Genomic DNA, 12,830 nt, shown 5'->3' on the forward strand with positions numbered 1-12,830 from the left:
AGGGAGTGCCCCAGATGAACCACCCTGCGCTCAAAGGCTCGCTCAGCCTGCTGGTCGGCGCGATGCTGCTGACAAGCTCAGCGGTGTTCGCCAGCGTTGAACCGGCGGTGCCTGCCCCAAAAGGGCCGCAAGCGACCGTGGCCAAAGGACTGCAACAGGCCAAGACATACACCGTCAGCAGCGCGCCGAGCGCATCACTGAAACTGGCTGCACCGAAACTGCCCGACCTGTCCGGCTACACCGCACAAACCGTCGCGGCGAAGATCGTGCGCAGCAAGGCCGGCAAAGTCAGCATGCGCCGGATGATGCAGGAAGACGCCTTGAAGGACTTCGTCAGTGGCGATAACAAGATGGCTGAATGGGTGGTACGTCAACACGGCATTCCCCAGGCGATCTTCATCGACGACGGCTACGTCAACCTCAAGGACCTGACTCAGAAGCTGCCCAAGCAATACTTCAGCGAGACCTCAGCCGGCGTGTTCCTCGCCAGGCTGCCGATCGTGGTCGGGCAAAAAGGCATCCTCGAAATCGACCAACAGACCCAAGAGTTGCGTCTGTCCGAAGAGGCCGGTTCGTTCATGGTCAACGACGGCCAGCTGTTTGTGCGTGACAGCAAAATCACTGGCTGGCGCGAGAAGGACAATGGCCCGGCGACCTTCCGTTCGCCCAAGGAGTTCCGCCCGTTCCTGCTGGCCTGGGGCGGCACCCAGACCTACATCGTCAACAGCAAGCTGGCCAGTTTCGGTTACTCCAACAGTAAGTCCTACGGGGTGAGTATTTCCCAGTACACGCCGAACATGGCCAAGGTGCTCAAGCGCCCGGAACCGACCGGCTGGATCATCGGTTCCGAGTTCTCGGACATGTGGTACGGCTTCTACTGCTATGAAACCCGCGACTTCGTGGTCAAGGGCAACACCTACCGCGACAACATCGTCTACGGCATCGACCCCCATGACCGTTCCCACGGGCTGATCATCGCCGACAACACGGTGCATGGAACGAAGAAGAAGCACGGCATCATCATTTCCCGCGAAGTGAACGACAGCTTCATCTTCAACAACCGCAGCTACGACAACCATCTCTCGGGGCTGGTGATCGACCGTAACAGCGTCAACAACCTGATCGCCTACAACGAGATCTACCGCAACCACACCGACGGCATCACCCTCTACGAGAGTGCCGACAACCTGCTGTGGGGCAACAAGGTGATCAGCAACCAGCGCCACGGCATCCGCATTCGTAACAGCGTGAACATTCGCCTCTACGAAAACCTCGCCATGAACAACGGCCTGACCGGGGTCTACGGACACATCAAGGACCTCACCGACACCGACCGCGACATCAAGCTCGACCCGTTCGATACCGAGGTGTCGCTGATCGTCGTCGGCGGCGAACTGGCGGCCAATGGCAGCGGACCGCTGTCCATCGACTCGCCATTGAGCGTCGAGTTGTACCGGGTGTCGATGCTCGCCCCGACCAAGTCCAGCGGCATCAGCTTCTCGGGGATCCTTGGCGAACGCCAGGACGAAATCCTCGACCTGCTGGTGCGCCAACAGAAAGCCGTGCTGATCGACCCCGTCGAACGCCAGACCGAAATGCGCGACTGAGGATGACTTTCATGAAAGCCCATTTGATCAAACTGTTCAGCCTCGCCGGTCTGACTGCCGCGATGTTTGCCGCCAGCGATGCGGCGAGTGCAGACGACGCCAAGGCCCCGAGCTTCAGCGCCGAGCCGTGCTGCAACCTGTGCCCGCAAGCGCTCGACGCGAAGAATTACACCACGCGTTATCAGCAAAACTTCACCACCCTGGTGCAAGCCCAAGGCGACTGGTTGTTCCGCACCCAGGAAGACCTGCGCACCGAATTCAACACCACGCCCGAAGGCTATCGCCGGCTCAAGCAACTGCACGACGCGTTCAAGAGCAAAGGTGTTGAACTGGTGGTGGTGTATCAGCCGACCCGTGGTCTGGTGAACCGCAACAAACTCAATCCGCAAGAAAAAGCCGCGTTCGACTACGACAAGGCGCTGAAAAACTACCAGGGCATGCTCGGGCGTTTCGCCGACATGGGTTACGTGGTGCCGGACCTGTCACCGCTGACCAACGAGTCGCTGCCGGACACCCTGCCCGCCCACGATTTCTACTTCCGTGGCGACCAGCACTGGACCCCTTACGGTGCCCAGCGCACGGCGAAAATCGTCGCCGAGAAGGTCAAGCAGCTCCCGGCTTTCGCCGGCATTCCCAAGCGCGAATTCGAGACCAAAAGGTCCGGGCGCATGGGCAAGACCGGCACCCTGCACAACATGGCCGGGCAGCTCTGCGGTACCAGTTACGCGATCCAGTACATGGACCAGTTCACCACCGAGCCTAAAGGCGAAGCGGCGGATGGCGACCTGTTCGGCGATTCCGGCAACCCGCAGATCACCCTGGTCGGCACCAGCCACAGTGGCAAGAACTACAACTTCGCCGGGTTCCTCGAAGAGGCCATTGGCGCCGACATTCTCAACGTCGCCTTCCCCGGCGGCGGTCTGGAAGGTTCGATGCTGCAGTACCTGGGCAGTGACGACTTCCAGAAGAAGCCGCCGAAAATCCTCATCTGGGAGTTCTCGCCGCTCTATCGCCTGGACCAGCAAACCATCTACCGCCAGATGATGGCGCTGCTCGATAACGGCTGCGAAGGCAAAGACGCGCAGATGTCCGGCAGCACCACGCTCAAGCCGGGCAAAAACGAGTTGATGGTCAATAGCAAGAACATGGACCTGCGCAACAGCGACCATCAGGTCGACATCCGCTTCGCCGATCCGTCGGTGAAAACCCTGCAAGCCACCCTCTGGTACATGAACGGCCGTCACGAGGACATCAAGATCGACAAACCCCATACCGCCGACACTGACGGGCGTTTCGCCTTTGAATTGCGCACCGATAAAGACTGGGCCACGCAGAACCTGCTGGCCGTCGAAATCCAGGGCCCGGAAGCGGGTGCCGCGCCACAAAAAGTCGACGCAAAAATCTGCAAACGCAACGTGTTCCCGGGGGCTGAGCAACGTACCGCTCAGGCCGGGCAATGAGGTCAGTCATGCGAAATTCGAAACTGAAAACCCTGCTTGCACCTACGCTTTTGAGCCTGGCGATGTTCGCCGGGGCAACTCAGGCCGCCGCGCCGCTGCGTCCGCCTCAGGGCTATTTCGCGCCTGTGGATAAGTTCAAGACCGACGGCAACAGCGAAGGCTGCGATGCGATGCCGGCGCCGTACACCGGCGCCCTGCAATTTCGCAGCAAATACGAAGGCTCCGACAAGTCCCGGGCGACCCTGAACGTCGCATCGGAAAAAGCCTTTCGCGACACCACCGCCGACATCACCACACTCGAACGCGGCACCAGCAAACGGGTGATGCAGTTCATGCGCGACGGTCGCCCGGAACAGCTGGAGTGCACGCTCAATTGGCTCACCGCCTGGGCCAAGGCCGATGCGTTGATGTCCAGGGACTTCAACCACACCGGCAAGTCGATGCGCAAATGGGCGCTGGGCAGCATGGCTTCGGCCTACATCCGCCTGAAGTTCTCCGACTCTCATCCGCTGGCAACGCATCAGCAGGAAGCCCAAGTGATCGAGGCGTGGTTCAGCAAGATGGCCGATCAGGTGGTCAGCGACTGGGACAACCTGCCGCTCGAGCAAACCAACAACCACTCGTACTGGGCCGCCTGGTCGGTGATGGCAACGTCGGTCGCGACCAACCGCCACGACCTGTTTGACTGGGCCGTGAAGGAATACAAGGTCGGCGCCCATCAGGTCGACGCGCAGGGCTTCTTGCCCAACGAACTCAAGCGCCAGCAACGGGCGCTGGCCTATCACAACTACGCCCTGCCACCACTGGCGATGATCGCCAGTTTTGCGCAGGTCAACGGTGTCGACTTGCGCCAGGAAAACAACGGTGCGCTGAAGCGCCTCGGTGACCGGGTGCTCGCCGGGGTGAAAGACCCGCAAACGTTCGAGCAGAAAAATGGCAAGGAACAGGACATGACCGACCTCAAAGTCGACTCGAAATTCGCCTGGCTCGAACCCTTCTGCACGCTCTACACCTGCCCGGTCGATGTGCTGGAACGCAAGCATGCGATGCAGCCGTTCAAGAGCTTTCGACTGGGTGGGGATTTGACCAAGGTCTACGACCCGAGCCATGAGAAAGGCAACAAGGGTTCATAAACCGAACACAAATCCCCTGTGGGAGCGAGCCTGCTCGCGATTGCGGTCTGACATTCAACATCGATGTCGACTGACACACCCTCATCGCGAGCAGGCTCGCTCCCACAGGGTCAGTGCAAGACGTGAGTTGAGTGATATGCCCCCAGATTTTCACGGGGGGTTTGGGGGGGGCCGTTGGCCCTTGACTGTTGGTTAAACAAGGAGAGATCAGGATGGTGTTTTCATCCAATGTGTTCCTGTTTTTGTTCTTGCCGATCTTTCTCGGCTTGTACTACTTGAGCGGGCAACGCTATCGCAACCTGCTACTGCTGATCGCCAGCTATGTGTTTTATGCCTGGTGGCGCGTGGACTTCCTGGCACTGTTCGCCGGCGTCACGTTGTGGAACTACTGGATCGGCCTGAAAGTCGGTGCCGCCGGCGTGCGGACCCGACCGGCGCAGCGCTGGCTGTTGCTCGGTGTGGCGGTGGACCTGTGCATCCTCGGCTACTTCAAGTACGCCAACTTCGGGGTCGACAACCTCAACGCGATCATGGGCTCCATGGGCCTGTCGCCGTTCATCCTGACCCACGTGCTGTTGCCGATCGGTATCTCGTTCTACATCTTCGAGTCCATCAGCTACATCATCGACGTCTACCGTGGCGATACCCCGGCGACCCGCAACCTGATCGACTTCGCGGCGTTCGTGGCGATCTTCCCGCACCTGATCGCCGGCCCCGTGCTGCGCTTTCGCGACCTGGCCGACCAGTTCAACAACCGCACCCACACCCTCGACAAATTCTCCGAGGGCTGCACGAGGTTCATGCAGGGCTTCGTCAAAAAAGTCTTCATCGCCGACACTCTGGCGGTGGTCGCCGACCATTGCTTCGCCCTGCAAAACCCGACCACCGGCGATGCCTGGCTCGGCGCTCTGGCCTATACCGCGCAGCTGTATTTCGACTTCTCCGGCTACAGCGACATGGCCATCGGTTTGGGCTTGATGATGGGCTTTCGCTTCATGGAAAACTTCAAGCAGCCGTACATCAGCCAGTCGATCACCGAGTTCTGGCGCCGCTGGCACATCAGCCTGTCGACCTGGCTGCGCGACTACCTCTACATCACCTTGGGCGGTAACCGCAAAGGCATGCTGATCACCTACCGCAACCTGTTCCTGACCATGCTGCTCGGTGGTCTATGGCACGGTGCGAACATCACCTACATCGTCTGGGGTGCGTGGCACGGCATGTGGCTGGCGATTGAAAAAGCCATTGGCCTGAACACCTCGCCACGCCGCTTCAACCCGATCCGCTGGGCGCTGACCTTCCTGCTGGTGGTGATGGGCTGGGTGATTTTCCGTGCGGAAAACCTGCACGTTGCCGCTCGCATGTACGGCGCGATGTTCAGCTTCAGCGAGTGGTCGCTGTCGGAGCTCAACCGCGCCAGCCTCACCGGTCTGCAAGTCGCGACCCTGGCGGTGGCGTACGCCACGCTGGCGTTCTTTGGCCTGCGGGATTTTTACCGCAATCAGCCTGCGGCGCGGCTCGACGCCACGGCGAACAACCCTGTCAGCGGCGACGCCCAGGTGTTGGCGGCCGGTTGGGTTGCGGACTGGCCGCGTTACGCCATGCGCGCGCTGGTGCTGCTGCTGTTCATCGCGTCGATCCTGAAACTCTCGGCGCAAAGCTTCTCGCCGTTCCTTTACTTCCAGTTCTGAGGGATCTGACCATGACCCGCTCATTACGTCTGTTCTACATCGCCCTGTTCCTGGTGACCCTGTTGGTCCTGGGCCTGTGGTCGATGCGCAGCTTCTTTGGTTTCAACACCAACGCCGACGCAACCGTGCTCAACGGTCGCTGGAGCAAAGCCGTAGAGACTCACTACGACGAGCATTTCCCGATCAAACGCCTGGGCACCAACCTCTGGGCGGCGCTGGACTTCAAACTGTTCAACGAAGGTCGTCCGGGCGTGGTGCTCGGTCGCGACCAGTGGTTGTACAGCGATGAAGAATTCAACCCGGTGGTCAATGAAGAGCTGAACCTGCAAGGCAACTACGCGCTGGTCGAAGGCGTACGCCAAACCTTGAAAACCAAAGGCGTGCAACTGGTGATGGCAATTGTCCCGTCCAAGACTCGCCTGTACCCGGAACACCTGGGTGAAGTGAAACCGGCGCGCATCCACGCCGACCTCTACAAGGATTTCCACGCCCGTGTCGCCGCCGACAAAATCCTCGCCCCTGACCTGCTCGGCCCGCTGCAAAAAGCCAAGCAGAACGGCCAGCAAGTGTTCCTGCGCACCGACACGCACTGGACGCCCGAGGGCGCGCAAATTGCCGCCGAGCAATTGGCCAAAACCATCGCCGACAAAACCCCGCTCAGCGGCCAGCCGCAGCGCTTTGTCACCGAACCGGCGGAGCAAGTCAGCCACAAGGGCGACCTGAGACTGTTCCTGCCGCTGGACCCGCTGTTCGAAAACCTGATGCCGGCGCCAGAGCCCCTGCAAAAGCGCAACACCCACGCGGTTGAGAACCAGCCTGCCGGTGACGACGCCTTGTTCGCCAACAACGAAGTGCCGGTAGCGCTGATCGGCACCAGCTACAGCGCCAACCCGAACTGGAACTTTGTCGGCGCGCTCAAGCAAGCGCTGCACAGCGACGTGGTCAATTACGCCGAAGACGGCCATGGCCCGATCCTGCCGATGCTCAGCTACCTGAACAGCGATGCCTTCAAGAACAGCCCGCCACAAGTGCTGATCTGGGAGTTTCCTGAACGCTATCTGCCTGTGAACAACGAAATCGGCGACGCCGACCCGCAGTGGGTTGCAGAGCTCAAACAAGCCGGTGCCCGCCAGCAAAACCTAGCAATTAACCGCAAATCCGAGACGCCCGACCGGGCGCAAAACTGAAAGAGGTAACTCCTATGACTTTCACCAAAACTCCTCGTCGTCTCGCCAAGACCTTTGTCCTCGTAGCAGGTATGGGTCTGCTGTCCCAGGCCTTCGCTGGCGGTGACGCGGCGCTCTACGGCCCAGTCGCACCGAAAGGTTCGACCTTTGTGCGGATCTACAACGCCAGCAACGCCGAAATCAGCGCCAGCGTCGGCAGCACCGCCATCAGCGATGTCGCGCCACTGGGCAGCAGTGACTTCAGCTTCATGCCCGGTGGCGACTACAGCGCCAAGGTCGGCAGTCAGAGCCTGCCCCTGAAACTCGCCGCCGAGCACTATTACACCCTGGTCAACAACGCCAGCGGTCAACCGCTACTGATCGAAGAACCACCGTTCAAGAACAAGCAGAAATCCCTGGTCCGCGTGCAGAACCTCAGTGACAAGACACTGACCCTGAAGACCGCCGACGGCAAGACCGAAGTGGTCCAGGCCGTCGCGGCCAAGAGCCGCGGCGAGCGTGAAATCAACCCGGTGAAAGTCAGCCTGGCGCTGTTCGAGGGCGACAAGAAAGTCAGCGACGTGAAGCCGGTTGCCCTGGAGCGCGGTGAAGCGGCAGTGCTCTACGTCACCGGCAACGGCAGCAGCCTGTCGCCGGTCTGGGTAAAACGCCCGGTCTCGACACGCTAATCGCGCGAGCTAATAGCTACAAGCCTCAAGCTGCAAGTGAAGAGCTTTCAACTTGCCGCTTGTAGCTTGCAGCTCCTAACTGCATTTAATAGGAGTAACACCATGATTCCAGTGATCTTGTCAGGTGGTAGCGGCTCACGTCTTTGGCCGCTTTCGCGCAAGCAGTTCCCCAAGCAATTCCTCGCCCTGACGGGCGAACAAACGCTGTTCCAGCAAACCCTCGAGCGCCTGGTGTTCGACGGCATGGACAGCCCGATCGTGGTCTGCAACAAGGACCACCGTTTCATCGTCAACGAGCAACTGAGCAGCCGCAAACTGGAAGCCCAGCGCATCCTCATGGAGCCTTTCGGCCGTAACACCGCACCCGCCGTGGCGATGACCGCGATGATGCTGGTCAATGAAGGTCGTGACGAACTGATGCTGGTGCTGCCGGCCGACCACGTGCTGGAAGACCAGAAAGCCCTGCAACGCGCCCTGGCTCTGGCCACCGTGGCTGCCGAGCGCGGTGAACTGGTGCTGTTCGGCGTACCGGCAACCAAACCGGAAACCGGGTACGGCTACATCAAATCCACTAACGATGCCTTGCTGCCCGAAGGCGTCAGCCGCGTCTCGCATTTCGTCGAAAAGCCCGACGTGAAACGCGCCACCGAGTTCGTCGAGGCCGGCGGTTATTTTTGGAACAGCGGCATGTTCCTGTTCCGCGCCAGCCGCTTCCTCGAAGAGCTGAAAAAACACGACCCGGACATCTACGACACCTGCCTGCTGACCCTGGAGCGCAGTGAACAGGACGCCGACACCCTCACCTTCGACGACGCCACCTTCGCCTGCTGCCCGGACAATTCCATCGACTACGCAGTGATGGAAAAAACCCGGCGCGCCTGCGTGGTGCCACTCTCGGCTGGCTGGAGCGACGTCGGTTGCTGGTCGTCGCTGTGGGACGTGCATGAAAAAGACGCCAACGGCAACGTCACCAAAGGCGATGTGGTGATCCAGGACAGCCGCAATTGCATGATCCACGGCAACGGAAAACTGGTGTCGGTGATTGGCCTTGAGAACATCGTGGTGGTCGAAACCAAGGACGCCATGATGATCGCCCACAAGGACAAGGTCCAAGGCGTCAAGCAGATGGTCAACACCCTCAACGAACAAGGCCGCAGCGAAACCCAGAACCACTGCGAGGTCTACCGTCCGTGGGGCTCCTACGACTCGGTGGACATGGGCGGACGCTTTCAGGTCAAGCACATCTCGGTCAAACCGGGCGCGTGCCTGTCGCTGCAAATGCACCACCACCGCGCCGAACACTGGATCGTGGTCAGCGGCACCGCCGAAGTGACCTGCGACGAAAACGTGTTCCTGCTGACCGAGAACCAGTCGACCTACATCCCGATCGCTTCGGTCCACCGTTTGCGTAATCCGGGGAAGATTCCGCTGGAGATTATCGAAGTGCAATCGGGGAGCTACCTCGGCGAAGACGATATCGAGCGGTTTGAGGATATCTATGGTCGGTCTACGCCGATTGAGCGTGGGGTTTCGGTGAAAACCATCGCGCAATGAGTGAACGGTAAAATAGGAAGCCCCCGTCCAGCCGACTGCGTTCCTATCCGCAGTGGGTTGGGTGGGGGCTTTTGCTGGTGTCCGTTTAACGAGGGAGTTGGTGTCCGGTTTAGTAGGGCGAGCTTTCTCCCCACCCCATGGCAATAGCTGCCGAACGAGGGTTTATAGCGTTTGCTCGAATTGTTTTCATGTTGACAGTTCTATCAACTTGACTCAAAGCGTTCATTGTCAAGTACGTTCCGGCTCCACGGAGCCTCAATGTGTTTTCCGAAGTACCCACTTCGCTCACCGCATGATGCAATTGCGTACTGCCTAGTTGCGAATCAGGGTCAATAATAGTGAAGTCGACTGCCAGATCAGTATCATTACTACCCTCCTCGCGACTCAAAGATATCAGAGTGAGGCCATACAATTTTCTATCAGCAGGCTCTTTAACCCGATCAGACTTTTTAATTAATGCAAACAGCCTGTTATTCGGCGCCCCACCAAGATCCACCTCCATCTGCCGCGTTTGCTCACCCCGAATAAACCACGTCTCAAATTGCCGAGAAACATACTCTCCAGCCGTATAATTTCTTCTCTGCTTCGCAGCGTCCCCACCCCACTCATACCACTTATGACTGGATTCGCTCATCAAGTTTGTATATTTTTGTCTGTAACCCTTCAACGTATCTTTCACCTCATTGCTGGCCACGACGCCTTTTCGGTTTCGCCTAAGAAGTTCCTCCCTAGAGCCTACCCCAACTTCGACAACCTCAAAATCATCACTAACCTCATATATACCTGACCCCTCATCCAATACCTTTACCCTTGTTTGCGACAACCTCGCCCTAAAGAAAAACCTTTTAAAAATATCCACATCCACTACCATCTCATTAGCGCTTTTCGAAACAAACCGGTCTGTTTTTTTATTAGTAGGCTCTAACTCCAGTCCACTTGTATCTGTGTAACCAAGCGGATTATTTCCAACCATCCTATAAAGATTAAGCCCATCAACTTGACCCGCCGGATCCGGATTCAACCAGCGCTGCCACCCCGCCACGTAATACCGAAACCCATAATAATAAAACCCCGTCGCATCCCTCTCCTTGCCCGAATACCGCACAGTTTTATAACTGACCTGCACCGCCTCGCCATCCGCCCACGCCGTGCCGCCGAATGGGTAGTAACGTTCCTGGCTGATGATCTTCGCGTCCTGATCCAGCTCCAACGTGGCCGAGCCAAGATGATCGGTCAGGCTGTAACGCTGCTGGTCGTTGGCAATTTCCGCAGGGCGCTTCGCTTCCCAGTGCAACACCCGCACACTGCCGCGCCCGGTCTGCACGTTGATTACATGAAACGCTTCGCCGGTACCGCTGTGGGTGCGCAGTTCCAAGCCCGGCAGATAACGGACTTCTGTGGTCACCGTTTGGGTCTTGGTTTGCGTCGAGCGGACTTTGCGCACGCGCAGGCCGTCGGCGCCGTAGATATAACGCTCACTATCGTCAGGACCGGAGTCGCGCTCTACTGATCGAACTTCGCGCAACTGGTTGCGCAAATCCCAACTCAAGGCTTGCCCCGGTTGCAGGTTGAGCAAATTGCCGTTGGCGTCGAAACCTTGGCGAAAGTCCTCCTCGGTCGGCTCCACGTTATCGAGCACCGGCAAACAATGATTGCTGTGCGCCGCCGCGACCAGCCGATGGCCATGGCTTTGCGGGCCCTCGTGGGTCAGTTCCAGCAGGTTGTTGCCGGCGTCGTAACGATAGGTCTGGCGGTAATGGCCAACGGCGGCGGGATTGGCGGTCGTGGATAAAGATGGGCCTTGGTTGGCAGCACCCACCTCCCAACCGGTGGCTTCGATCAACTGGTAAAGACTGTCATAGCGGTAATGGTTGATCGGCTCGATACGCTGGTTGGCGAAATAGCGAATCGGCAGCGCGGCGTCTTCGATACTGAGCACGTTGCCCACCGCATCGTATTCATAGCGCAAGTCTTGCAGGACATCGTTGCTACGTTTGGCTTGAAGCCGACTCAGGCGACCATCCGCCAAACCGTACTCCAGTGTGGTGATCACACCGTTGCCAGCGGTTTCGCGCTCGGTCTGGCCGTGAGCGTTGTACTGGATGGCGCTGACCAGGGTTGTCGGCGCGGTGTCTTTCGCCAGTTGTAGCCGAACCTCGTGCAACTGACCGGCGACGGTCTGACTGAACAGCTGTCGGTGACCTTGGGCATCGGTCTGCTCGATCGCCTCGCCCAGCGCGTTGAAGCGCGAGCGGTTCGTTGCCCCGGCGCCGGGTTCAAGCAGCGAGTCACGATCCGCCACAGGCTCCGGCCAGTCGGCGGAATCCAGCGCGCGCAGAAAATGCCGCGTCTGCTCCAGCAGTCCGCCGTTCACGCCAAACGCCGCGAACAGCTGGGTGCCAGCCGGGTCATCGTGACGAATCAGTTGCCCGCATTGGTTGTGCGCGGCGAATGCTGGATCAGCCCCGCCATAGCCGTAACGCTCGGTACACAAAGGCTCGCCATCAACGGCCTGTTCGAACAGCGCCAGCGGTCGCAACTGATCGTCGTATTCAGTCCAGCGCTGACTGCCCCGACCATCCCAGCCCTGCACCGGCTGATCCGCCTCCCCCAACAGACTGACCCGCCAGCCGGCATCGACGCTGGTCGTGCTCAGCGCCTTGCCGGACAGGGAGTATATGTTGGCCAGGTTGGCCGGGGCCGAAGCGTCCTTCACCAGCCGCGGATCCCACTGCTCGATGGCACGTCCAAGCTTATCGAACACGCTACGACTGATCCGTGCTTGCGCCGCAGCCCCTTCTTCACCCCGATAAAAGTCCACTGCGCATACAGGCAAGCCTCGCGGATCATTGACTGCGAGTCGGGGTGTCTTGAAATGCATACCAATGGTCCTAGCCTTCATAGCGCATCCTCACCCTTGTTTGCTTACAGGATGTAACTTATTGCAGGCGATAATGGCTACTGTCAGAAATTACAGTGCCGATCGGTGGCCAGGATGACTACTCAGAGGTTCATGATATGGCGCATGTGTTCCACTTCCTTTGTCAGTCGCCCCAATGGAACAATAGGGCGCCCTTGAAGTTTCAGATCATCGAAGCTCAAATGTGCTTCATGCATTCTGTTGGCCAATCCCGTCTGATCGGACAGACTGCCATCCGGGCCGACCTCAAGATGTGCAAGCATTCCTTCTTTGTTTAATACCAGGTTTTCAAGCAGCGACACTCCTCCCACGTCGGAGGCATCTATTTCGTAAAAATAGGGATCAAGACTCCCTTGAGTAGCATAAAAAATTGCTCCTTCAAGGGTCTCAGCCACAACCAGGGCGTCTCTTCCATGATTGCGACTGGGGTTATTGAGCATGTTTGAAATGGCTGTGAAGTCCCCTGTAGGGTTGAACCCCTCCCGTAGTATCTCTTCAGGCTCACGTAGATCTGTCCGGTACACCTTGCCGCCAAAGTTGGTTCTTTCCAGTAAGTGGACTTGCCCCTTCAAAACCGGACACCAACTCCCCGTTAAATTGATGCCACTGC

8 protein-coding genes and 1 pseudogene are annotated in these 12,830 nt (G+C 58.7%); 7 read left to right on the forward strand and 2 right to left on the reverse strand.

All coding sequences use genetic code 11. From position 1 onward, the window contains the following. Positions 1–14 precede the first annotated feature (14 nt). The 7 genes from algG (at position 15) to FPT12_RS20505 (ending at position 9,300) form a co-directional block, all read left to right on the forward strand. Positions 15–1,607, forward strand: a complete 1,593-nt coding sequence (gene algG / locus FPT12_RS20470) for a mannuronan 5-epimerase AlgG (RefSeq protein WP_145019234.1) — start codon at positions 15–17, stop codon at positions 1,605–1,607. A gap of 11 nt (positions 1,608–1,618) precedes the next feature. After that, the gene (locus FPT12_RS20475) at positions 1,619–3,067 is read left to right on the forward strand and encodes an alginate O-acetyltransferase (RefSeq protein ID WP_145019237.1); all 1,449 of its coding nucleotides are present in this window, start codon (positions 1,619–1,621) and stop codon (positions 3,065–3,067) included. An 8-nt stretch (positions 3,068–3,075) separates the two neighbouring features. Next, complete coding sequence (locus tag FPT12_RS20480; protein WP_145019240.1) at positions 3,076–4,200, forward strand: mannuronate-specific alginate lyase; 1,125 nt, start codon at positions 3,076–3,078, stop codon at positions 4,198–4,200. A gap of 212 nt (positions 4,201–4,412) precedes the next feature. Then, positions 4,413–5,891 carry an MBOAT family protein gene (locus FPT12_RS20490; RefSeq protein ID WP_145019246.1) on the forward strand — a complete coding sequence of 493 codons (1,479 nt, stop codon included), beginning with the start codon at positions 4,413–4,415 and terminating at the stop codon, positions 5,889–5,891. A gap of 11 nt (positions 5,892–5,902) precedes the next feature. After that, complete coding sequence (locus FPT12_RS20495; protein ID WP_145019249.1) at positions 5,903–7,078, forward strand: alginate O-acetyltransferase; 1,176 nt, start codon at positions 5,903–5,905, stop codon at positions 7,076–7,078. Between the two features lie 14 nt (positions 7,079–7,092). Next, a complete protein-coding gene (locus FPT12_RS20500; RefSeq protein WP_145019252.1) occupies positions 7,093–7,746 on the forward strand; it encodes an alginate O-acetyltransferase AlgF in 654 nt (217 codons plus the stop codon). Positions 7,747–7,848: 102 nt separating this feature from the next. Then, positions 7,849–9,300, forward strand: coding sequence for a mannose-1-phosphate guanylyltransferase/mannose-6-phosphate isomerase (locus FPT12_RS20505; protein ID WP_145019255.1), 1,452 nt, complete (start codon positions 7,849–7,851; stop codon positions 9,298–9,300). Positions 9,301–9,409: 109 nt separating this feature from the next. Here FPT12_RS20505 and FPT12_RS20510 read toward each other — a convergent pair whose 3' ends face one another. Further along, entirely contained in the window at positions 9,410–12,181 is a 2,772-nt protein-coding gene (locus FPT12_RS20510) for an RHS repeat-associated core domain-containing protein (RefSeq protein WP_145019258.1), read from the reverse strand. A 122-nt stretch (positions 12,182–12,303) separates the two neighbouring features. Beyond that, positions 12,304–12,830: pseudogene (locus tag FPT12_RS20515) on the reverse strand (hypothetical protein); the annotation flags it as partial.

Source organism: Pseudomonas sp. H3(2019), from assembly GCF_007713465.1.
Taxonomy (GTDB): Bacteria; Pseudomonadota; Gammaproteobacteria; order Pseudomonadales; family Pseudomonadaceae; genus Aquipseudomonas.